Genomic DNA, 21,706 nt, shown 5'->3' with positions numbered 1-21,706 from the left:
CATAAATTTTATAACGCTCCGGCTGCGGTTTTATCCAACACTCCTCCACCTAAATGAGCGGTAATGTTCATTGCTTGCAACACTGGTAAACCACTCAATCCTGATGGGTAGTCAATCACACTGACTGCACCATTACCTTGGCGGAAGTTCCAAAAGTTTTCTGCTGATAAACCTAGAATTTGACAAAGCAAGCTTTTGTTAGTTGCATCGTGAGCAACTACTATTCCAGTTTGGAGTCCCTTTGTCAAGGCTGCTTGCACAAGTAACTGCCAAGCTATGGCACTGCGTTCCCAAACTTGTTGTAAGTTTTCTCCATCTGGCATTTGTACTTCTGCTGGTACAGTTCGCCAACGATGCAACTCGCCTGGAAATTCTTGGTCGATTTCTGTTTCAAATTTTCCTTCCCAAAGTCCGTGGCTGATTTCCCTCAAACCATCCTGCAATTCTAAATTTACATCAGGATGGTGCTTTAGGATTATTTGTGCTGTTTCCTTAGGGCGCTGCATCGGGCTGGTGACGGCAAAATCCAATGCTATATCTTTAAGAAATTCGGCAGCTTTTTGTGCTTGCAGTCTGCCATTGTCGTTTAAGGGAACATCAATTTGCCCTTGAAATCTACCTTGGCGGTTCCATTCAGTTTCGCCGTGACGCACCAACAACAAACGCACTCCCTGATGCTTGGGGCGTAAGGAGGGCAAAGTTTCTCCCAAGTGTTGCGTCTGGTTCATTGATTCTAGCTGCACCGAGTCTCCCAATCCTCCAGAGAAATTTAGCACGCTAATGCCACAGTTAGATTGCTGAATGGAATGATACCGAGATGGGGAAATGCCGAGTGCTGTACTAATTAAAGCTCTGTTAATACCGTTATGTCCGACAACTAATATTGTTTCACCTTGATGACGAGGTAAAATTTCTTGCCAAAATTGCCGTGCTTGTTCGTACAAAGCTAAGACAGGAAAATGTTCTCTGCTGCCTTGGGCTTCTTTGACAACCATCTGGAGTTGATGAGGTTGCTCGTGCCAGATGCGATAGTCTTCAGGAAACTTTTGTTTAACTTCAGCCGAAAGCATTCCCTCCCAAGCAGGCAAGTCTACTTCCAATAGGCGATCGCTCGTTTGAGGAACAATATTACTTTCTAGCGAGCTATGAATAATATTTGCTGTCTGTTTAGCTCGCTGTAGGGGGCTGCTGTAAATGGCATGAAATGAAATATTACTGAGGGCTTTGCCTATTAGAGCGGCATCGTTACGACCTTTTTCAGTTAATGTGGACGTATCAGTGCGCCCTTGGATGCGCTTTTCGGTGTTATAGGTGCTTTGAGCATGGCGCACAATGATTACGCGAGTCACTTTTTGCCCTCCTCTCTCTAAAGCACTAATTCTACTGCAAAGTGTTTACGGAATAGTTGGATTGATTGAAATTGCCTGTGATGGAAACTAAAGTGCGATCGCCAAATGCTATTTCATCCATTTCCCGCGAACTACCCCACAACCGTTAACTTATTTATAAACTACTTGACAGCTTGAAGCCGCAGATTTTACTGTTTTTTGTGCAGGTGTGTTTAGTTTTATCGACGCATCTCGCCGGAACCTTGAAAACCCTATAATTTCGTTGAGATGCGTCGATTTGGGTATCACAAACTCAGTCCCTGCAAAGTTTCCAGAAGTGAACTCTTTCTATAACCTTTTCCCCTAACGGGGATGGAAACAAGTCTTCCACGCTCTTTACCCGATGCCGCGTGATGTCGGATTCATTGCAGCTAACAAGAACTTTTCATACTCATCAAAATTTTCCGTTAGCACAGGGAACTCAAACAGTGAAGTACCCTGCACTTCCTAAAAGCATTTAACCAAAGAGTTACCAGAGTACACAAAATAAAACACTGGCAGACCGTAGAAAAGTGTAGCCTGACAGTGTTTTAAGTAAATCATCATAATTATTTGTAGGATGGGTAGAGCGTGAGCGTTAGCCATCAAACTTTATCAATGTTGGGTAACAGCAGCATCAACCCAACCTACATTCAAGTTTTATATTTAATAATGTCTACCTACTTATCACAAAAAAATTAACAACCTAGTTTTTGGCTTACATAGCGATTTAAGCTAACTTTTTCCTCTGCTGCTTTCATGGCTAGCTTACGATGAAGCTCTGGAGGAATACGAACTTGAAATTTACCACTATAGTTTTTTTCAGCAATGGGTTCTGGAATTATTTCACCATTCGCTTCCATGTCTGCTACTACATCTTTTACCAAGTTTTCAATACCTTCGAGTGCAGCAGCACGATTCTCATGGAGATAAGATAAACTAGGAAATTCAATACATAGACCTACAAACTCTTGATCCTCAAGTGACCAAGTAATTTTATAGGTATAGCGATCATAGTTCACCATCTTCCACATCCTCTTCGATTTCCTTAAGTTTTTTTATTGCCTCCAAAACCTGTTTAACCTGATAAAACTTGGCTTTTCCATTCTTTTCTTGAATGTTGACGCGTGGATCTCCAGCCCAAGGGGTTTTATAGATACAGTGACTCGTTCCTTGCTGTCTAGGCTCTCCAAAATAATGATTACAAACCTTTACTAAATCAGTAAACTTTACATCCTTAGGATTGTTCTCAATTTGAGCAAGGAGTTTTTCAATTTGAGCCATAAATTTTTATACCAAGCTGTTATCAAAATAAGTAGAAGATTTCTACAAAAATGACATATAAAACAACCTGGTTTTACTTAACACTTGAGCTTGATTTAAGCATAGTATCAATATTGGTACTATGTCAACTGTGACAGTGGCGATCGCCTTTTTTTTGGCTACCTTATCGGCTAGATTGCCCCAACAGCAAGAATGCCAGCTATCCCCTCAATTTTGGACAATATGGGCATCAAAACTAGTAGAATGTTGCCTGTTAGCCAAAAAAGCCACGCTCTAGAGTAGATGGATCAATATCTTTAGTAGTGGTTGAATGCCTCATCTGAAGCAATTAACTTCCCACAGTGGATAATTGATATGGTAAGGAAGTAGTTGTAACAGGAATAGTAGATAAAATAGTACGAATAAAAATAAATTTAGTTTATATTTTCCATTAACAAAAAACCTAAATTATTACGCTAATAGTATAAAAAGGTATAGTAATGACCAGAAGCTTTGAAAATAGCAGGTCTACGACCTTTCGGGATGAGTTTAAACTGCTGCTGCGTGCTCGCTACCCCCTTATTTACATTCCCACTTATGAAGAGGAACGGGTGGAGGCTGCTATTAAAGAAGAAGCAGCTAATCAGGGTAATCGCCCAGTCTATACTTGGGATTTTGTGGATGGTTACCAGGGCAATCCCAATGATGCAGGGTTTGGGCAGCGTAACCCTTTGCAAGCTTTAGAATTAGTTGAAAAAGTACCCGCATCTGCACCAGGAGTGTTTATATTGCGGGATTATCATCGATTTTTGGAAGATGTGGCAATTTCCCGTAAACTCCGCAACTTGGCACGACTGCTCAAGTCGCAACCAAAAAATATTGTCCTGTTGTCACCCCGCATTGCCATTCCTGACGATTTAACGGAAGTTTTGACGGTTGTAGAATTCCCTTTACCCAGTGCTGGCGAAATTAGAGCGGAATTAGAGCGCTTGTTGCTGGCGACAGGGCATTCTCCTTCTGGAAAATTTTTGGATGATTTGGTGCGCTCTTGTCAAGGGTTAAGTATGGAGCGTATTCGCCGCGTTTTGGCACGAGCGATCGCAACCCACGGCGAATTACTACCAGAAGATGTCGATTTAGTTTTGGAAGAAAAGCGCCAAACGATCCGTCAAACCCAAATTCTTGATTTTCACCCTGCTACCGAGCAAATTTCTGATATAGGTGGGCTAGATAACCTCAAAGATTGGTTACTGCGGCGGGGAGGTGCTTTTAGCGATCGAGCGCGACAGTATGGTTTACCCCACCCCCGTGGTTTGCTGTTGGTAGGTATTCAAGGTACAGGAAAATCACTAACAGCAAAAGCGATCGCCCATCACTGGCATTTACCTCTACTCCGTCTTGATGTGGGACGATTATTTGGGGGTTTGGTGGGTGAATCGGAATCACGAACGCGGCAAATGATCCAAGTTGCCGAAGCTCTGGCTCCGTGTGTATTGTGGATAGATGAAATAGACAAAGCGTTTTCTGGGCTTGGTAGCAAAGGTGATGCCGGAACTACTAGCCGAGTTTTTGGTACTTTTATCACCTGGCTAGCAGAAAAAACTTCACCTGTGTTTGTTGTTGCTACCGCCAACGATATCCAAGCCTTACCACCAGAAATGCTCCGCAAAGGACGATTTGATGAAATTTTCTTTGTCGGATTGCCCACCCAGGATGAACGCAAAGCTATTTTCAATGTGCATTTGTCGCGACTACGTCCACATAACTTGAAAACCTACGACATCGACAGATTAGCATATGAAACACCCGATTTTTCTGGAGCAGAAATTGAACAAACTTTAATTGAAGCTATGCACATCGGCTTTAGTCAAAACCGCGACTTTTCTACCGATGATATTTTAGAAGCCGCCAGTCAAATCATTCCTCTGGCACGTACTGCCACAGAACAAATTCAAAAATTGCAAGAATGGGCTGCGGCTGGGAGAGCGCGTTTGGCATCAAAACACAGCCCCTTGAGCGATGCCTTTGGTAAGCTACGCTAAGGCTTCAATACTAAAGAAAATAGTGAGTTATGAAGCTCAAAGTTAAGAGTTATGAAGCTCACATCATAACTTTGAACTTCTTTAGAGGCAAAACTAAAAGCGCCTCTACAATAGTCATAATTCCTATTTTCTATCTTTAATGATCCTAAAGTTGTAAATATGCTAGTTGGAATATTAAAATTTTTACTTGGTTTTTCCTTGGCGATCGCTATTTTAATTGGTGGCGGAATTGCAACGGCACTGTATTTAATGAATCGAGTTTCCGTACCGCCTGCAAAACCGATTTACGCTAATGATAAACCCGCAGTGAAAGCGCAAGCTCCAAAACCTAAGGAGCAAACATCGAAAGATACAGCCAAGACTTCCTCTAGCGCCTTTATACAAGAGTCTACTTCTACAAGCTCCAATTCCACAGAAAAAGCCCAAGAAGAACTCAAGACAGAGAAATCTCCAAAACCAGAAGAATCAACAAAACCATTGCCATCGGGTGCTTACCAAGCACGTGTGACTTGGCAGCAAGGCTTGACGCTACGAAAGGAACCCACAGCAGATGCAGAACGTGTGGGTGGAGTCGGTTTTAACCAAAGAGTGGTTATTTTAGAGGAAAGCAGTGATCAAGCTTGGCAAAAAATTAGACTAGAAGATGGGACACAAGAAGGTTGGGTAAAAGCTGGGAATATTGAGAAAGTCGATGAATAAGAGAATGCCCAGTCAACACAAAAAAGATTTGCTATCCAAAATTAGGATGATGTTCTGTATTTTGAGTGATTTTGAGGTTAATAAAAGTAAAGCTTAATTGCAATATTTATAAAAAGGGAAAATTACCAAAAATATGGTGTTACTTTTGTGAGTAAGCTAACACCTTGATTGGAAAAAACCCCTCAAATAAAACAAATTATGTACAATCGAAATTCCCAGTATGATTGGCTTTCTGCTACAGTTACTGCTGCCTTGGGTGCTGGTATCGTCACATCCTTTGCTGTTAGTCAAGGTCAAAATCCATTAGTAGCATTAGCCATTACTGGCTTGGCGGTGTCGGTGGCATTAATTTCCGAGTATTATCACAGGCAATCAAGGTCTTGATATGTTTCAATTCTAGATTTTGGATGGTGTAAACTACTGTCGAAATATTCAAAATTGAGAGTTAAGAATTAAAAGTTAAATTTATAACTCAAAATTCTTAACTCCTAACTGCAATTATTTTTCACTGTCGCTTAGAAACTGGGCGTCGCTGTTCGCGTTTTTCTTGTTCTTGAAGACGGCGATCGCGCCAACCCGCTAGCGTTAAATAACCAACTCCCCCAGTAACCACTACTAGCAGTACTAGAGCAACCAGAGCCAAAATACTCAAAAGTGGACTTTCCACGATACCTCTACAATCCGTTGCGTCCCCAAACTACCATTGCAATTGACCAGGTGAAAACGACCAACAGTGAAACCCATCCTAGTGTCAGAATCGCCATAGTGCTACTTTCAAACTTATTTACAAAACTACTCCATTATTTATGATACTGGGAATTGTGATTTGTCAGTTCAAGCAATTTCCAGCTAAAATCAACCACACCTCGAACATGGATTTGATGACAGAACGCTTACAATCCTTGAAAGCAGGAGTTTTAGGAGGTTTCTGCCTTTTTTTAGCTTATCTAATTACGTCTTTGCTCAATAGTTTGGTTTTAACTGAGCATTTCTCAGCACTGAGCGATTTAGACATCAAGTCGCTAGATTGGCGTTTTTTGTTGAGTATTAGTTTTGTAACCTTCTCAGGCTTTTTATTTGGCGCTACCTACCGCTATATTATCCGTCAAGATCAAAATCCACACCTCAAATCAGGTGGGGTGCTTGCCTTTGGTTTGGTAAGAGGATTAACCCAGATCGATGTCGGAGTCACTTTTGCCAGCAAGATTCTGCCATTAATCGTAATGGCAACAGAAAGCGTGTTGTGGTTTGCAATCGCAGCGATCGCACTTGATGCAGCGCTCCAACAAGGTTGGATTAAACCTTTTAAGAATTAGAGATACGTGAGTGTGTGAGTTAAGCAGCCAATTCAAATTCAGAAAACTCTGCGTACCTCCGCGCTTCCTTAGCGCTCCTCTGCGTTTTACAATGGACTGGCAAAGAAACTAATCAATCTGAAAAGCAACTCTTGCCAGTACCCGATCATTAGTTCCCATCCCTAACTAGCATACACTTGTGCTTTCTCCTGCTCTAAGACATAAGGCTTTTCTACACCTTGGGCAAGATATTCCACTAGCTGAGATTCAATTTGCTCGCGGACAATTTGCCGATACTCCAGAAAATGTTCATTATGAGCACAGACAGCGAGGTAATGCTCGGCAACTCCTGGATTATGTTTGATGATACTGAATAAGTGATGCCAGAATTTCCATCTGGTTTCTCGTTTAATCCCTTGTCGCCAAATTACAATTAACAGTGCCTTCACAACAACCCAATCTGGCATTTTAAAAGGTGCTTTCCACTTTGGCGTACCCATCATTAGAAAACAGCGATAAGTACGATCTAAGTAGCGTACTGGATCATATAAACTACAAAAAGCCTCTACATATTCTCTTGCAATTTCCTCTAGAGGGCGAGTGGGGATAAAGTTCATCAAAGTGGTTTGGTTAATATTGCCGTCTTTACCATCCCTGAGTCTTCCTTCTTGATTGAGACGATGCCACAGTGCTGTATTTGGTAACGCTTGCAACATCGCGAAAGTTGTTGAGGGAATCGCTGCTTGTTCGGCAAAACGGACGATGCGATCGCCTGCACCTGCTTTTTCACCATCAAAGCCAATAATAAATCCTGCCATTGGGCGCAAACCTGCTTTGATAATGGTTTGCACTGCTTCCACGAGGGAACTGCGCGTATTTTGGAACTTCTTCGTCAGTTGCAGACTGTCTTCATCTGGTGTTTCAATTCCCAAAAACACCGCTGCAAAACCAGACTCAACCATCAACTCCATCAATTCTGAATCTTGCGCTAAATCAACAGAAGCCTCGGTGTCAAATCGGAAAGGATAATTGTGTTGCTGCATCCAGACTTTTAATTCTTTGAGCAACAACTTAACATTGCGTTTGTTGCCGATAAAATTATCATCCACCATGAACACACCGCGCCGCCAACCCAACTCGTAGAGATAATCTAACTCTGCTAAAAGCTGTGCAGGAGTTTTGGTACGGGGTTTGCGACCATACAAAACAATAATGTCACAAAATTCGCACTGGAAAGGACAACCACGCGAAAATTGAATTGACATCATGTCGTAGGCATCAAAATCTAGTAAATCAAAGCGAGGAATTGGAGTTGCTGTCACATCTGGTTTTTCGGTAGCGCGGAAAGTTCCAGATGTTTCACCTCGTTGAACTGCTTCGACAAACATTGGCAGGGTAATTTCCCCTTCATCAAGAATGAGAAAATCAGCCCCTGCTGCCTTTGGTTCATCAGGCATAGAAGTTGGATAGGGGCCACCTACAGCAACCAACTTACCACGTTTTTTTGCTTCCCGAATTTGGTCGAGCAAATCTTGCTTTTGCACGATCATCGCCGAGAAAATTACCAAGTCTGCCCATGCCCATTCTTCCTCTGTCACTGAGCGAACATTGCGATCGACAAGCTTAAATTCCCATTCCTGGGGTAAAATCGCCGCTACTGTCACTAAACCCAAGGGTGGCAGCAAAACTTTGCGATTTACTAATGCTAGGATTTTTTCGTATGACCAAAAGGTTTTGGGAAATATAGGATAGACGAGTAAAATCCGCATATAGTTTCCATCCTCCTCACACTCTGAATTATTCCCAAGTTGGCTAAATCAAAAGTGTTGATGATTTTTTTGTTAATTTTGTTTCATCTTAACAAACAAAGTTCCGTAGATACGATAACCATTTTGCCACCCAGCTTATTCCAAATCTTTCATAATAGATGCATAACTTGATAGCGAGGATATGTATGGCTTCAACTCCGACTCCAAGTGTGGAAGAAATTAAGAATATGATTTTCCAGTTACCGATAGAAGAACTTATGAGATTAATAGTTGCTATTGAAGAAAAACTCGAAACAGTCGCAATTATGCAACTAGCAGAGACAGGTTTTCAAGAATGGAACGAGCCAGAGGAAGATATTTATAATGACGAAGCCTCAAGCATTAGAAATCTGGCTAGTTCGTTTTCCTTTCAGTGATTTAACTTCTACTAAACTTAGATCAGCCCTTGTGATGGCAGCCCACCGAAAAGAATTTATTATTTTGGGTATTTTCTCAAAAATTCCCGTTAATGAGTTGCATGAAACTTGGGTATTGCTTGCAGATAATCATCCAGAGTTTGCACAAACCAGGATTGAAAAAGACTTCTTTAATCAGAACCGATAAAATCCCTACTGTGAATGAGTTGGTTTTTCAAAGGCAGTTAGGTATTTTGCCATTAGATATATTTAGTATCGGTACAAGCAGCTCTTAAAAAAGCTTTGAATATTCAGTAGTAAAGATAAGTTAGATTAGACGATCACTTGCTTAATTAACCTGAATCCGATCGCACTACTTGCAAATCTATAAACAAACAGCGATCGCCTGTTTTTACCTCAACCCAAAAATAGCGATCGCCATGTTTTGCAACTACGTTTCCACATACCACTACAGAAAACATAAAAAGCGATCGCATCACTACCAAGCGAAAAACATCAAAGCTTTAGGCGACTTTTAACGGTTTTTGAGGCAAAGCAATTGCTTCTGGCAGAGGCTTTCCCTGCTCTTGATACCATTCAATCAGAGATTCAATCACTTCCTGTCCGTGTTTTGCAGCTTCTTCGTAAGTTTTACCGTGAGTATGGAATTGCTGCCAAGGAAATTCCGGTAAGTGTACTAAGTAACAGTTATCTTCATCTGACCATTGGATAACCATACTATAGCGATGGTTCATTGCTCTACCCTTAATTTAAACTTCCACGGTAAACGCAAATATTCGGAGGCTTCTTTAAGGGTGAGAACGTCTGGTAATGTAACTCGCTCCATAAGCTATTGCTAACATAGGCTGTATAAAACCAATCGTAGCAGAGATTATAATCGCCTGTTTTTACCTGAAGCCAGATAGTGCGATCGCAAAGTGTGTGCAAAGCACTCTCATTATATTTTGCAAGTAAATTGCCACATAACACTAAAGGGAAATATAAAAAGCGATCGCATTTACTCTCATATCTGCAACTCACAAGCGATCGCTTGCTTAATTGATCTGAAGATGATCGCATTTACTCTCATACCCACAAACAAACACCAAGAGTGCTTTGCACACGCTTCGCGAGCAACAACTCCTAACTTTACCAGATAGCGAGCGCACGCACTACTATAAAAAAACATTAGACTGGAAGTAAGATTAAGTAAAGTTACTTTTATTGCTAATAAACGTCATCATGCGAACCGAGAGTAAGTAATAATATTTCTTCCTCTCCCGAATCTGGGTTTTCAACAAATTCAAATAAAATACGATTATCGTAATCTATCGAGCAAGACCATACTCCTTCTAAATCACCCTTTAACTGATGAGTACGCAAGCTTGAATCGAAAGGATCTTCAACTAACAATTGTAATGCTTTTTCAATTTGGAACCGCAATTGTGGATTTTTCTTCGTTAGACGTTTGAATTTACGTACAAAACCTGTACTCCAAACTAAATTTTTCACTCGTCCAAGTCCGCCATCAAATCAGCGACAGAACCGCGTTTGACATTACTTTGTTGGTAATCTTGCCTAGCTTGTGTAACTTCTTTTAATAGCTCATTCCGTCGCTGTTGGCGCAAACGCTTACTAATAATATCAACAAGTATCGCTTGTTCTTCTGGGTCGAGTGCTTCTACAATATCAAGTGCTTGCTGAAGTGTTGATATTTTCTCTGTCATCAACTTTATATGTAATCTGAATGTTAAGTAGATTATAGCTATAGTTACACAGGTATTACCCGATTTTTTCAAAAATTCAGGTTGATTGTAGTTAAGAAGTTGTTTGAAAATGAGATGAAATAAATTTAGGATCGCCTGTTTTATCTACACTGCCTGTATTCCTTCCAACCAAAAAACTTGTTCACAGGGTAAGTGATATCATTATTTATAGTCGCAACCTTTTAAAGTGACTGTATATGTACAACGTTGAGCTTCCAGAAACACAGGCTGAATTCGCAGAATTACTCCATCGAGTTTTGTCAAGAGAAGAAGTAATTATTTCAAACGCTGGTACTCCAGTTGCGCGTATAGTACCAATTAAAGAACAGTCATTACCCCGAACTCCAAGGTTGGATAAAGGTAAAGTTGTGATTTCTCCTGATTTTGACGCACCTTTACCAGATGAGATTCTGAACGATTTTCTCAGCCCAGCAGATGTTAAAGAATGAAAGCATTACTTGATACCCATGCTTTTATTTGGTGGGTTACTGATGATTCAAGACTCCATAGATACGATAACCATTTTGCCACCCAGCTTATTCCAAATCTTTCATAATAGATGCATAACTTGATAGCGAGGATATGTATGGCTTCAACTCCAACTCCAAGTGTGGAAAAAATTAAAAATATGATTTTACAGTTACCGATAGAAGAACTTATGAGATTAATGGCTGCTATTGAAGAAAAACTTGAAACAGTCGCAATGATGAAACTAGCAGAGATAGGTTTTCAAGAATGGAACGAGCCAGAGGAAGATATTTATAATGATGATCGCTTGTTTAATTAATCTGAATACGATCGCATTTACTCTCATATCTGCAACTAACAAGCGATCGCTTGTTTAATTGATCTGAATCCGATCGCACTGTCGCGCACCTATAAATAAACAACGATCGCGCTATCTCCTCATTCTCCCCTGTCTACTGCTGATACTTTCTAATTAACTCCAATATTCTTTGATACAACTGTGTATTTACTTGTTGTCGAAATACTTCCGCAGCCTTTTGCCAATCAGCGATCGCCCCTTGCTTGTCTCCTAAATCGGCGCGGGCATTAGCCCGGTTGTAGTAGGCTTGGGCATAGTTGGGATTAATTTTGAGGGCAGAGTTGAAATCAGCGTTCGCCCCTTGCTTGTCTCCGAAAGCAGAGCGGGCATTACCCTGGTTGGCGTAGGCTTCGGCATTGCCCAATCATAGAGACACCAACAAGCGATCGCATTTTTAGTTCAATGAGAGTGCATAGACGCGCCTTCTTCTTGCACTTGGTTGTGGTTTTGACATTCAGATTTCCAGGTGCAAGATTTGAGTCTACAAGGGTTTTGGACAACGCATATTTAAATTCGGTCGATGTCTAGTATATTAGTGTCCTCATTTTTTCCATTGATTTAACCACCGTACTTGCCCAATTAAATCAACTGCTTGTGTTTAGTTTAACATGCAATCCAAAGCTGAAATTAGATCAGATAAAGACCAACTGTTTTGAGATGCCAAAACAATACCATAATGATTTGGGTAACGTTGGGCAAGTACTAAGAAATCACGAATATTAAATGTGAAAATGCACCTTCGTTGATTTGTTGACTCCAGCAATTGTGTTTCATCGCTAGCATCCAAAAGCATCCAATTATTGGGTGTACGAGTAACATCATGACCACGATTCACCAAAGCTGTTTGCAAAGCTTTAATTGAGGTGTCAGCATCTAAGTGTAAGAGAATCTTAGACATTATAAGACTCGAAAGCTTGTTCTGCTGCTATGGCTCGGTCAATTTCTTGTCTATGTGCAGTATAAAAAGCTAGTGCTTCGTTGACCTGTGCTTCACTTAAATTATATTCAGCTGCAATTTGTGATATGGATAAACCCCATTGCTGACTAGCGATCGCAACAGACTGGACTCGTAAGCCAGTTCCTAACAGTATAGGCACTCGCGTACCACTAGCACCACAACGATATGTAATACCAGGAAACTGAGGATCGTCAACAGTCTGACTCAGTGTTCCTACTTTTTCCGCGATCGCCCAAATGATAAACTGCTCAAGAGATATACCTTGATTTGTAGCCCATCTCTGTGCTTCTTGTTGTAATTGAGTTGGTAAATTCACAGGAAAAGATGTCATTAGTTTTACTACAGTCATTCGATTTTAGATTTGAGATTTTGGGATTTTGGATTGACTCCACTTATAAAATCTGCTTGCTCTGTACAATCAAAGAAATATTGGTCAAGCAATTAATAATTTAAATTTACTAACCGCTAAATCTAGCTTACTGCTTTACTCAATCAGAGTGCGATCGCCCCATCCTAGAGAATCACCAATAAGCGATCCGCACTATTACAGGAAAAATCAGGCTTGCGATCGCTGTATTTACCTAGAGTAAAAATTGCGATCGCTTGCTTGATTAAGATGAATTACTATCGCATAATCTGAAACGAGAAAGCAATTAGCCTTTTTGCTTGCGTAAAATACTGAAATGAGAAAGCAAACAGGCATTTTGAGAAGGTAAACAGGCTTTTTGCTAATTAAATTCCAATACGGTTCAGTTAGTGATTTGATTTCTCGAAGATCCCCCTTAGTCCCCCTTAAAAAGGGGGAAATTTAACCGCGTTTTGCCCCCCTTTCTAAGGGGGGTTGGGGGGATCTGGCTTAACTGAACGGTATTGAATTAAATTCGGCTTGATCCATTGATCGCACACCTATAACAAAAACCAAAAAGCGATCGCCTGTTTTTACCTAAACCAAAAATTGCGATCGGCATTTTTTGCAGTCCTACTATCTAACGATCGCTCTTTTTTAGTCTAAAGTACAGTAAAAACATTTTAATCTCAGGTGTTGCTAGCAGCTTTTTCGTATCAGCAAGCAGGCGATCGCTCCAGAGATTTTTCTTGAGAAAAGCTAAATCTGCGTATTGTTTATCAATGGTAAGTGCCTGTTTTGCCTTAGTTAGAGCTTGTTCTCGTTCACCTTTGGTATGTAGCGCAACTGCTAATGCCAATAAAGGATCTACGGCTTTGTTATCAATAGCTAATGCCGCTTGCCATTGTTTGATAGCTACTTCAACATCACCTTGATCGTATTTAATAAAGCTTATATTGCTAATAGCAATCCATAATTTTGGATTAATTTTCAGGGCAGAGTTAGAGTCAGCTATTGCCAGTTGCAAGTTTCCCAAAGCATAGTAGGCTACACCCCGGTTGAGGTAAGCTTTGGCATCGTTGGGATTAATTTTAAGAGCAGAGTTATAATCAGCGATCGCCCCCTGCTTGTCTCCCAAGGCGGAGCGGACTAAACCCCGGTTGTAGTAGGCTGCGATATAATTGGGATTGAGGCGAATAGCTTCTGTATAATCAGCTATAGCGCCTTTGTAGTCTTTCTGGCTATACTTTTCATTCCCTTTGAGATAAAAATCATCAGCTTTCGGTGCAGTCGCAACTACACCTGGCGGACGTACTCCCACATCTACACCCACTGTTAACATTTGCCGCAGCGCCGAATAAATAGTAATACCTAAAGCTCCACGAATCACAAATTGCTGAGGATCTTCTTCTGAGGCTTCAGTGATCGCCCTGCCGTGAATTCCAATTAATTCGTCTTGTTCGTTGAGGATAGCGCCCCCACTCATCCCCTTGGCGGTGCCATCAGGCGTTTGAATCCAATAGGGAGAATTGCCCGATCGCAGCACATGAGCATTGGTAACAATTGTATAAATTGAGTTATTCTTTTTAAGCAAAATTCCTGAACCCAAGAATTCATCTGACATCACTTTAACAGTGATAGCTTGAGCTTTGAGGCGTAACTGTTCTGTTGATATTTCTGTTTGGGGTAGTCCTAAGCTGTTTGATTGGGTTAAAGACTGTTGGCAAGGAGCGATCGCACATTTACCCCAATCACTCAAATACAATGCTGATGCACATAGCACTAATGACAAATAACTCACATAGGCAACCAATCTGCGTTTAGTCATCCGATATCTAAGACATATCTATTGCCAGAATATCAAAACCTACAAACTGATTTTGCTGCATTTCGCAATATATGGGCAGAAATATTCAAGATCTGCGCCCCTTACCTCCTCAGCTAGCTATGATCGCGTTCATCTTAAAATGTTGTGTGATGGAATCAGTCTCACGCAGAGGCTCAGAGAATAAGAGTTTGAGATCTCGCATTTTTGTATTTCATACTCATATTCAGCAAAGCCCACCTTAAGATATTGGGCCAGTTACAACCATCGTTATAAATTATTAATATCTGTGAATACCTGACTTATTCAGGCTTGGTTGAACAAAGCAAAGGGTTTGGAGATGTTTACTACGTCAGAAACTCCTATAGTTGCGGCTATCGTGCTGGTCGCTTTTGGTATGTTAAGTTGGGGCCTTTATCGTGCCAGACCTTATGGCAAGTTGGGAATCTTAGCCTGGTTACAGTCAGTGGTATTAATGGCTCCCTGGCTACTGTTCTTTGGCTTATTTGCCACCGGAGTGTACATCAATATAGTTGGTATACTCTTTTTGTTAGTGTTTTCGGCTGGAATATATATTTATCTGGGCAGACAGTTACGCCAGCTTGGGCAAGATGAACTGCTCAGACAAAGAGCGACTGAGAAGCTAGCCGCAGCAGAGACTATTGCCACACAAGAGGCAAAACAGCCAACAGGAACAATGCAGGTACAGCCAGAGATTGTACCGATTCCTGAAGAGGATTTAAGCGTTATTAAAAGTATTTTTGGGATTGACACTTTTTTTGCCACAGAAACCATTGCCTACCAAGAAGGAGCCATTTTTAAAGGAAATCTACGCGGTGAGGCAGAAGTTGTTTACAAGCGTCTGACAGAAATTTTGCAGGAGCGTCTAAGTGACAAATACCGCCTATTTTTAGTAGAAAATACGGATGGGAAACCTGTAGTGATTGTTTTGCCTAGCCGCAACGATCCACGTCCGATGACGTTAGCCCAAAAAGTTTTTGCAGTTATTCTTTTGGTAGCAACTATTGCTACAAGTTTAGAAGCTGCGGGAATTCTACTGAATTTTGATTTTGTTGCCAATCCAGAAAGATTCCCCGAAGTTTTACCGATTGCTGCTGGGATAATAACAATCTTGGTAGCTCACGAAATTGGACATTGGGTATTTGCTCGTCGTCACCAAGTCCGCCTCAGCTGGCCGTACTTTCTCCCCGCCGTGCAAATAGGCTCTTTTGGTGCGATTACTCGCTTTGAGTCTCAAATACCCAACCGTAAGGTATTATTTGATATTGCCTTAGCAGGGCCAGCAGCTGGAGGGATTGTTTCTTTGCTGATGCTCATAGCTGGATTGCTGCTGTCTCACTCAGGTAGTATGTTTCAATTACCAAATGAATTTTTCCAAGGTTCAATTTTGGTAGGAAGTTTAGCGCGAGTTGTCCTTGGTTCGGCATTACAATCGCAAATCGTGGATGTGCATCCGTTAGTGATAGTTGGTTGGTTAGGGTTGGTAATTACAGCTTTAAACTTGATGCCCGCAGGACAACTTGATGGTGGACGCATTGTCCAAGCAATTTATGGGCGCAAAACCGCAGGAAGAACGACATTCGCCACGTTAATTTTGTTGGGATTAGTTGCTCTTGGCAATCCTCTGGCAATGTATTGGGTGATTGTAATTTTATTCTTGCAACGTGGCTTAGAACGCCCCAGCTTAAATGAAATTACTGAACCAGATGATGCACGCGCTGCTTTAGGACTTTTAGCTTTATTCTTGATGATTGCCACTCTTCTACCCTTAACCCCAGGTTTAGCTGGACGCTTGGGAATTGGAGGCTAAAAGACGCGGGGAATGAAGAGGACACGGGGACGGGGGGACACGGAGAATATTTTTGATAATTTCTCCGCGTCACCGCGTCTGGTTGTCTTTGCGTCTCCCTTTCTCCCCCTCTAATTTTACGGCTTCCACCCCACAAGCAAATTTGGGTATGCTATTGATGTAGGAAAAAGTTTTTGAAAGCCAGATTGGCGTTTTTGCGGTGCTTCTTTAGTTAAGTTCCACAAAGTTTCGTAAAAGAAGAAGGATACCCCAGCGAAGTTGCGATCGCGTACTTTTTGTACTTGTTGTTTTATCTGATCTATTGATACATATTTGCGTTTTAAGCCCGTCAAAATACCGATGCTAACAGGGATATGACGTTGTGCAGCTTTCACTTCTGGATACTCTAATTCCTTAGTAAAGACTTTCAAATCATCTCTGTATACTTGTATAATTAAGTCTTCTACAATTCCCATCCTCTCCCATCTTTCCCAGTCGGCTAAAAAGAAGGGGTACGAAAAGCGCTGAGGATTGGGTGAAACGGATACAATACAATTCTTTTTCGTTGCTTTAATCGCTGTAAATACCCGCTTCATAAAGTCGGTAATTTTGTTTGCTCGCCACCTCACCCATTCCGGATCTTGAGAATTTTTTGGTGGAGCTTTACCACGGTGTTCTTTTTTGTAGAGTGCTACTGTGTAGGGATCATATCCCAATTCTGAGGGTAAGCCGAAATGATCATCAAATTGAATGCCATCGATGTCATAGTTTCTAACTATTTCAACAATTAAATTTTGGATAAATTGTTGTACATCAGGACGAAAAGGACTAAGCCAAACTCTGTCATGAATGCCTTCTTTGACAATGCGAGTTCCGTTGCTGCGTTGGGATAGCCATTGCGGATAACGTTTTGCCAATTGAGAGTCGGCAGGAGCCATAAAGCCAAATTCAAACCAGGGAATGACTTTTAAGCCTTGTTGATGCCCTACTTTAATAACTTCTTTGAGCATATCTCGCCCTTGCAATCCTGGTTCTGGATCGAGCGATCGCCCGATTACTCTTTGTGCAACTTTGCTAGGATAGAGCGTCCAGCCCCAATTCCACACAGTAGGATAGACAACGTTAAAGTTCATCTGCTTAAGACGTTGCACGGCACTTTTAAGGCGATCGCTCTCAAACAGCACATTGCTATCAATATTGGTTAACCATACTCCCCGTAACTCCGATGCTGGCGATCGCAAAGGAATATTTTGAGCTTGTAGAGGAAAAGATAATAACACCGTTGCTATTACTGAGAGAGCTATCACCAGAACGAAGAAAGGTATGTTATATTTTTTGCTTCGTTCACTATCTCGCATAATCATACTAGCAAAAAGTTTTAAACTATTTTTCATCCTTAAATATACAGATTAATAGTAAAAAAAAGTACCCAACCCATCTACTGAGTGAAGAATTTATCTAAAATCAAATCAGAGTTCTCATTTTGAAAATATACAACTCACACAAATGATTGCAGGGAACAGGTTACACGGAACAGATGAAGAGGACACGAGGACACGCAGAAGAATTCTCTCCCCTCTGCCTCCTGCCTCCTCTTTATGATTAAGATTCTTTTACATTCAAAATCTTGTCTGCTTTAGCTAAAAACTCAATTTGTGTCAGCTTTTGCTGAAGGAATTAAGTAATTTAAAAAATTTTATTTCAGAGTAGTTTAAATCAAAAATTGCCACTACAATAATAAGTTCTGGGCCAATTAGTTTTTCCACAACTGAATGAAGAAATGAACAAAAACTGCAACATCTCCTGTCGCAGCAAGGATGCTATTGTTCGGACATTGCATACTGCTGTTGAAGGGAGGGCTAGGTATAAAATTAATGGGTTGCAAAGTTCGGAAGGACTTAAGAAATACCTAGAGTTGAGGTTGTCGGAACACAAAGGCATAACGCGAGTTTGCGCCAATTCTATCACAGGCAATGTTCTGGTATATTTTCAGCCAGAGCAGACTTGTTTGACGCTGGCTTCGTTAATTGAACGCCTAGTTTTAGAATATACAAAATACAGCCAGAACTCTATAGTCACAAGAGCAACAAAAAAAGAAAAAAGACCGCAAAAAAAAGCAAAAAATACCAGTAAAGCGATTACTTGCCGAGAGAAAATAACTACAACTATTGATGTCCATGCGCAAGAACTTGCATCTTGGCATCTAAAAGAATCTGACGAAGTTATTACTGAGTTAAAAACCTGTAAGGTATCAGGTTTATCTAGTCAATCAGCCAAAGAGAAGCTGAAAAAATACGGGACGAATACTTTACCGGAAGCAGTTCCTCGTTCCGGGCTAAGTATGTTTGTTGATCAATTTAAGTCTTTGCCCGTAGGACTTTTGGCTGTAGCTGCTGGAGTTTCAGTTGCTACTGGTGGCTTGGTTGATGCTCTAGTGATTATGGGAGTTGTGGTTATAAATGCCGCCATTGGTTATGCCACAGAAAGTAATTCCGAGAAGATTATTCGCTCGTTGAAGAATCTGGTTAACCCAACGGCATATGTAATCAGAGATGGCAGCATTCAAGAAATCAGCGCCCCAGAAATTGCAATCGGAGATATTCTCATCCTCAAACCCGGCAGCTATGTACCAGCAGACGCCAGACTAATAGAGGCACATCGCCTCAGTGTAGATGAGTCGGCACTCACGGGTGAGAGTATGCCTGTAACTAAGAGTGCTGCAATCCTGCGTGGCGAGCATGTTCCCTTGGGCGATCGCAAAAACATGGTTTACATGGGAACATTAGTCACTGGTGGGCAAGGAATTGCCGCAGTGGTAGCAACAGGCAAATACACGGAGATGGGCAAAATTCAAATGATGGTGGGTGAAGCCACCATGCCCGAAACTCCGATGGAAAAACAGCTAGATCAAGCTGGCAGCCAGCTGGTAGTAATTTCAGGAGCAATTTGCGCCTTTGTCTTTGGCATCGGATTACTGCGCGGCAACGGTGTACTGCAAATGCTCAAGTCAACTATATCTTTGGCAGTAGCAGCAGTTCCTGAAGGCTTGCCTACAGTTGCCACTACTACTCTTGCTCTCGGTATTGCCAACATGAGGAAGCATAACGTCCTCATTCGCCGCCTGGATGCCGTCGAAACTCTTGGTTCCATCGAAACTATCTGCATGGACAAAACTGGAACCATCACTGCCAATCGCATGAAGGTTGTAGAGGTTTGTACAGACAGCAAATGTATTGAGGTATCTCATGACAAATTGCTGTTAGAAGAAGAGACTATCAATCCTTATGAACACGAACAGCTCTTAAAACTGATTCATGTCTTAGTGCTGTGCAACGAAAGTGAGGTAGATAAAGAACAAGAAAGCGATGAGTATGTTGTCAGAGGTTCTGCAACCGAGAACGCACTCATCGATTTAGCGATCACTTCTGGGGTGAATGTCACCAGTCTCAGGGCAAATTACCCGCGACTGAAAATTGCTCACCGCTCCCAAGAGCGCAACTACATGGCAACACTCCACCTCACCCCCGACGAGCAAAAAAATCTCATTGCCGTCAAAGGGAGTCCGTCAGAAGTGTTGAGTCTATGTAGCGCTCAGATGAAGAACGGGCAGAAAGTCCCACTCACAGAAGCAGACAGGCTCGCCATCGAAAACCAAAACGAAGACATGGCAGGTAAAGCGCTGCGGGTGTTGGGAGTTGCTTACCAACTAGATGATGACACGGAGACAATAAGACGCGGTGACGCGGAGAGTGAAAAGATTTCTGCGTCCTCTGCAAACATTCACTCCAGGGAAGATTTGATCTGGTTGGGAATAGTCGGCATGATCGATCCGATCAGAAATGGCGTGCAAGACTTGATGGGAGGTTTCCATCAAGCTGGCATCAATACGGTAATGATTACCGGTGATCAAAGCCCGACAGCCTATGCGATCGGTAAACAATTGAATTTGAGCAAAGGCGAGCAACTACAAATCCTTGATTCCACCCACCTCAACAACATTGAGCCAGAGGTGATGAAAGGACTGTGCGATCGCGTCCATGTCTTTGCTCGGATTAGCCCTGCCAACAAATTACAAATCGTCCAAGCCCTACAAAGTAGCGGCAAAGTTGTAGCAATGACAGGCGATGGCATTAATGATGCCCCTGCCTTAAAAGCTGCTGATGTTGGCATTGCGATGGGGCATACCGGCACAGATGTTGCCCGTGAAGTTGCAGACGTAGTGCTGGAAGATGACAACCTCGAAACCATGATTATTGCCGTCAGCCACGGACGGACAATCTATAACAACATCAGAAAATCCGTTCACTTCCTGCTGTCTACCAACACTAGCGAAATCATGGTGATGCTGGCGGCGACAACAGCTGGCATCGGGCATCCTCTCTCAGCTATACAACTGTTGTGGCTAAACTTAATTACAGATATCTTCCCAGCGCTGGCTTTAGCAATGGAAGCACCGGAACCAGATGTACTGAGTCAGCCACCCCGCGATCCGAATGAACCGATTATCAAGAGTTCTGACTTTAAGAGAATCATCATCGAGTCAGGGGCATTATCTGTCAGTGCTTTAGCAGCCTATTGGTACGGCATTAGACGTTATGGTATTGGGGCGCAGGCAAGCACCATTGGCTTCATGAGTTTGACAATGGCACAACTGCTGCATACTCTCAGCTGTCGTTCGCAGACACACAGCATATTCAGTAAGGAGAAATTGCCGCCTAACAAATACTTGAATATTGCCCTGGGTGGCTCCTTTATCCTCCAGATCCTAGCTGCAACTATGCCGGGGCTGAAAGGCTTACTGCAAATCGCACCAATCAATTTCATTGATACTGCGGTAATTGGTAGTAGCGCCATACTTCCATTCTTGGTGAATGAAAGCAGAAAAGAAGTAGCCAATAAGTATTTGCAAGGAGACAATCACAACTTCACTCGTTTACTTCCTGGCAGTAACGACGATGCTGCTGTGAGTCAAACTTTGCAGATAGAACAGCAAGAAGTAGAACAACAAACTGCTGTTGCAATCCCTGTCTAATTCTCAAATCATCCCAGAACCCCGGCTTCTTGAAGAAGCCGGGGTTTTTAGTTTTCCATAAATCAAATAAAATTGTTAGATAAAATCCTGTTTAAAAAAATTCAAAACTTCCGTGTCAAAAATCATATTTAATTTAGAAAATACGCATATTACCCTTAATTTTGTAACAGGTTTATCCCCAAACTCCGATTGTGAGAGATGATTTATCAAGTAAACCTTTATCATGTGGTGCGTTACGGCTGTCACTTTCTTAAACTCTCAAATCCTTGCATAGCTGTAACACACCCTACTAGACTTTCTCCCCCAACTCTCT

At 41.7% G+C, this 21,706-nt stretch carries 27 protein-coding genes; 11 read left to right on the top strand and 16 right to left on the bottom strand.

All coding sequences use genetic code 11. The features are described 5' to 3' along the window. Nucleotides 1–8: 8 nt before the first annotated feature. The 3 genes from U2718_RS03350 to U2718_RS03340 all read right to left on the bottom strand — a co-directional run bounded on the left by U2718_RS03350 (nt 9) and on the right by U2718_RS03340 (nt 2,651). On the bottom strand, nt 9–1,349 hold the full coding sequence (locus tag U2718_RS03350; protein ID WP_341995068.1) for a histidine phosphatase family protein: 1,341 nt from the start codon (nt 1,347–1,349) through the stop codon (nt 9–11). Between the two features lie 716 nt (nt 1,350–2,065). Beyond that, the gene (locus U2718_RS03345; RefSeq protein WP_341995066.1) at nt 2,066–2,392 is read right to left on the bottom strand and encodes a type II toxin-antitoxin system HicB family antitoxin; all 327 of its coding nucleotides are present in this window, start codon (nt 2,390–2,392) and stop codon (nt 2,066–2,068) included. After that, nucleotides 2,379–2,651, bottom strand: a complete 273-nt coding sequence (locus U2718_RS03340) for a toxin HicA (protein WP_341995064.1) — start codon at nt 2,649–2,651, stop codon at nt 2,379–2,381. The genes U2718_RS03345 and U2718_RS03340 overlap by 14 nt, the downstream gene beginning before the upstream one ends. Nucleotides 2,652–2,772: 121 nt before the next feature. Here U2718_RS03340 and U2718_RS03335 point away from each other — a divergent pair, with 121 nt between their 5' ends. The 4 genes from U2718_RS03335 to U2718_RS03320 all read left to right on the top strand — a co-directional run bounded on the left by U2718_RS03335 (nt 2,773) and on the right by U2718_RS03320 (nt 5,755). Then, on the top strand, nt 2,773–2,928 hold the full coding sequence (locus U2718_RS03335; RefSeq protein ID WP_341995061.1) for a hypothetical protein: 156 nt from the start codon (nt 2,773–2,775) through the stop codon (nt 2,926–2,928). Between the two features lie 202 nt (nt 2,929–3,130). Beyond that, nucleotides 3,131–4,672, top strand: a complete 1,542-nt coding sequence (locus U2718_RS03330) for an AAA family ATPase (RefSeq protein WP_341995060.1) — start codon at nt 3,131–3,133, stop codon at nt 4,670–4,672. Between the two features lie 159 nt (nt 4,673–4,831). Then, nucleotides 4,832–5,371, top strand: a complete 540-nt coding sequence (locus U2718_RS03325; RefSeq protein ID WP_341995058.1) for an SH3 domain-containing protein — start codon at nt 4,832–4,834, stop codon at nt 5,369–5,371. Nucleotides 5,372–5,569: 198 nt separating this feature from the next. Then, entirely contained in the window at nt 5,570–5,755 is a 186-nt protein-coding gene (locus U2718_RS03320; protein WP_341995056.1) for a hypothetical protein, read from the top strand. Nucleotides 5,756–5,876: 121 nt separating this feature from the next. Here U2718_RS03320 and U2718_RS03315 read toward each other — a convergent pair whose 3' ends face one another. Together U2718_RS03315 and petN are read right to left on the bottom strand one after the other, a co-directional pair. Then, nucleotides 5,877–6,038: a hypothetical protein gene (locus U2718_RS03315; protein WP_341995054.1), complete on the bottom strand. Its 162-nt coding sequence runs from the start codon at nt 6,036–6,038 to the stop codon at nt 5,877–5,879. Between the two features lie 7 nt (nt 6,039–6,045). Then, nucleotides 6,046–6,135 (bottom strand): cytochrome b6-f complex subunit PetN, encoded by a 90-nt coding sequence (gene petN, locus U2718_RS03310; protein ID WP_010998401.1) that lies wholly within the window; start codon nt 6,133–6,135, stop codon nt 6,046–6,048. A 108-nt stretch (nt 6,136–6,243) separates the two neighbouring features. On the opposite strand from petN, the gene U2718_RS03305 reads away from it, so the two are divergent. Continuing rightward, entirely contained in the window at nt 6,244–6,687 is a 444-nt protein-coding gene (locus U2718_RS03305) for a hypothetical protein (RefSeq protein WP_341995130.1), read from the top strand. Between the two features lie 161 nt (nt 6,688–6,848). Here U2718_RS03305 and U2718_RS03300 read toward each other — a convergent pair whose 3' ends face one another. Next, nucleotides 6,849–8,435 carry a B12-binding domain-containing radical SAM protein gene (locus tag U2718_RS03300; protein WP_341995046.1) on the bottom strand — a complete coding sequence of 529 codons (1,587 nt, stop codon included), beginning with the start codon at nt 8,433–8,435 and terminating at the stop codon, nt 6,849–6,851. 185 nt (nt 8,436–8,620) lie between these two features. Between U2718_RS03300 and U2718_RS03295 the strand changes: the two genes are divergently transcribed. Together U2718_RS03295 and U2718_RS03290 are read left to right on the top strand one after the other, a co-directional pair. After that, nucleotides 8,621–8,851, top strand: coding sequence for a hypothetical protein (locus tag U2718_RS03295; RefSeq protein ID WP_341995044.1), 231 nt, complete (start codon nt 8,621–8,623; stop codon nt 8,849–8,851). Then, a complete protein-coding gene (locus tag U2718_RS03290; protein ID WP_341995042.1) occupies nt 8,799–9,038 on the top strand; it encodes a hypothetical protein in 240 nt (79 codons plus the stop codon). Before U2718_RS03295 ends, U2718_RS03290 begins: the two co-directional genes overlap by 53 nt. A gap of 145 nt (nt 9,039–9,183) precedes the next feature. Here the strand turns inward: U2718_RS03290 and U2718_RS03285 are convergent, their stop codons facing one another. The 5 genes from U2718_RS03285 to U2718_RS03265 all read right to left on the bottom strand — a co-directional run bounded on the left by U2718_RS03285 (nt 9,184) and on the right by U2718_RS03265 (nt 10,557). After that, nucleotides 9,184–9,327, bottom strand: coding sequence for a hypothetical protein (locus tag U2718_RS03285; RefSeq protein WP_341995040.1), 144 nt, complete (start codon nt 9,325–9,327; stop codon nt 9,184–9,186). A 27-nt stretch (nt 9,328–9,354) separates the two neighbouring features. After that, nucleotides 9,355–9,585, bottom strand: coding sequence for a type II toxin-antitoxin system HicB family antitoxin (locus U2718_RS03280; RefSeq protein WP_277128243.1), 231 nt, complete (start codon nt 9,583–9,585; stop codon nt 9,355–9,357). A gap of 10 nt (nt 9,586–9,595) precedes the next feature. Further along, on the bottom strand, nt 9,596–9,910 hold the full coding sequence (locus tag U2718_RS03275; RefSeq protein WP_341995037.1) for a hypothetical protein: 315 nt from the start codon (nt 9,908–9,910) through the stop codon (nt 9,596–9,598). 147 nt (nt 9,911–10,057) lie between these two features. Next, nucleotides 10,058–10,342, bottom strand: a complete 285-nt coding sequence (locus U2718_RS03270; RefSeq protein WP_341995035.1) for a type II toxin-antitoxin system mRNA interferase toxin, RelE/StbE family — start codon at nt 10,340–10,342, stop codon at nt 10,058–10,060. Continuing rightward, nucleotides 10,339–10,557 carry a hypothetical protein gene (locus tag U2718_RS03265; protein WP_341995033.1) on the bottom strand — a complete coding sequence of 73 codons (219 nt, stop codon included), beginning with the start codon at nt 10,555–10,557 and terminating at the stop codon, nt 10,339–10,341. Before U2718_RS03265 ends, U2718_RS03270 begins: the two co-directional genes overlap by 4 nt. 236 nt (nt 10,558–10,793) lie before the next feature. Here U2718_RS03265 and U2718_RS03260 point away from each other — a divergent pair, with 236 nt between their 5' ends. Further along, a complete protein-coding gene (locus U2718_RS03260; protein ID WP_341995031.1) occupies nt 10,794–11,045 on the top strand; it encodes a type II toxin-antitoxin system Phd/YefM family antitoxin in 252 nt (83 codons plus the stop codon). A gap of 137 nt (nt 11,046–11,182) precedes the next feature. Next, nucleotides 11,183–11,383 (top strand): hypothetical protein, encoded by a 201-nt coding sequence (locus tag U2718_RS03255; RefSeq protein ID WP_341995029.1) that lies wholly within the window; start codon nt 11,183–11,185, stop codon nt 11,381–11,383. Nucleotides 11,384–11,516: 133 nt separating this feature from the next. On the opposite strand, the gene U2718_RS03250 is transcribed toward U2718_RS03255, so the two are convergent. The 4 genes from U2718_RS03250 to U2718_RS03235 form a co-directional block, all read right to left on the bottom strand. Next, nucleotides 11,517–11,786, bottom strand: a complete 270-nt coding sequence (locus tag U2718_RS03250; protein WP_341995027.1) for a tetratricopeptide repeat protein — start codon at nt 11,784–11,786, stop codon at nt 11,517–11,519. A 234-nt stretch (nt 11,787–12,020) separates the two neighbouring features. Continuing rightward, nucleotides 12,021–12,320: a DUF5615 family PIN-like protein gene (locus U2718_RS03245; RefSeq protein ID WP_341995025.1), complete on the bottom strand. Its 300-nt coding sequence runs from the start codon at nt 12,318–12,320 to the stop codon at nt 12,021–12,023. Further along, a complete protein-coding gene (locus U2718_RS03240) occupies nt 12,313–12,711 on the bottom strand; it encodes a DUF433 domain-containing protein (protein ID WP_341995023.1) in 399 nt (132 codons plus the stop codon). The genes U2718_RS03245 and U2718_RS03240 overlap by 8 nt, the downstream gene beginning before the upstream one ends. A 655-nt stretch (nt 12,712–13,366) precedes the next feature. After that, the gene (locus tag U2718_RS03235; protein ID WP_341995021.1) at nt 13,367–14,554 is read right to left on the bottom strand and encodes a tetratricopeptide repeat protein; all 1,188 of its coding nucleotides are present in this window, start codon (nt 14,552–14,554) and stop codon (nt 13,367–13,369) included. A gap of 337 nt (nt 14,555–14,891) precedes the next feature. Between U2718_RS03235 and U2718_RS03230 the strand changes: the two genes are divergently transcribed. After that, entirely contained in the window at nt 14,892–16,382 is a 1,491-nt protein-coding gene (locus U2718_RS03230; protein ID WP_341995019.1) for a site-2 protease family protein, read from the top strand. Between the two features lie 116 nt (nt 16,383–16,498). Here U2718_RS03230 and U2718_RS03225 read toward each other — a convergent pair whose 3' ends face one another. Continuing rightward, nucleotides 16,499–17,719 carry a glycoside hydrolase family 10 protein gene (locus tag U2718_RS03225; protein ID WP_341995129.1) on the bottom strand — a complete coding sequence of 407 codons (1,221 nt, stop codon included), beginning with the start codon at nt 17,717–17,719 and terminating at the stop codon, nt 16,499–16,501. Between the two features lie 422 nt (nt 17,720–18,141). Here U2718_RS03225 and U2718_RS03220 point away from each other — a divergent pair, with 422 nt between their 5' ends. Further along, a complete protein-coding gene (locus U2718_RS03220; protein ID WP_341995017.1) occupies nt 18,142–21,393 on the top strand; it encodes an HAD-IC family P-type ATPase in 3,252 nt (1,083 codons plus the stop codon). The last annotated feature ends 313 nt before the right edge of the window (nt 21,394–21,706 follow it).

Source organism: Chlorogloeopsis sp. ULAP02 (assembly GCF_038404745.2).
GTDB lineage: Bacteria > Cyanobacteriota > Cyanobacteriia > Cyanobacteriales > Nostocaceae > Chlorogloeopsis.
The sequence above is the reverse complement of the archived record's forward strand: the minus strand, read 5'-3'. Positions and strand labels throughout refer to the sequence as shown.